Genomic DNA, 381 nt, shown 5'->3' on the forward strand with positions numbered 1-381 from the left:
ATAAAACGACGGACATATCGATTTAGCACTTCATTACTACCACGTTCTTCTGGTGAATATGGGTATGCAAAATACATCGGTATGCCTAGCTGTTCTTCTATTTCATCATATTTTGCAAACTCTCGACCGTGATCAACTGTAATTGATTTAGCATTTTTTATACCCTTGAAAAACCTAATAATAGCTGGTGTCACTGCCTGACTATTGCGCCCACTGACATGTCTCATGATATGTTGTCGACTCAATCGTTCTGTGATGGTCACTAAAACATCGCCACGTGTTTTACCAGATTGCATCGTATCAACTTCAAAATGACCAAATTCTTGTCTTAATTGGACAGCTTTTGGTCGTTTTTCAATTGAACGGCCATGAGCAAAAACA

At 38.6% G+C, this 381-nt stretch carries 1 protein-coding gene; it reads right to left on the reverse strand.

The genetic code is table 11. From position 1 onward, the window contains the following. On the reverse strand, positions 1-381 hold a 381-nt coding region (locus tag V3C85_RS19410), incomplete at both ends, for an IS30 family transposase (protein ID WP_331797254.1).

It is taken from the genome of Pseudotabrizicola sp. L79, assembly GCF_036553525.1.
GTDB lineage: Bacteria > Pseudomonadota > Alphaproteobacteria > Rhodobacterales > Rhodobacteraceae > Pseudotabrizicola.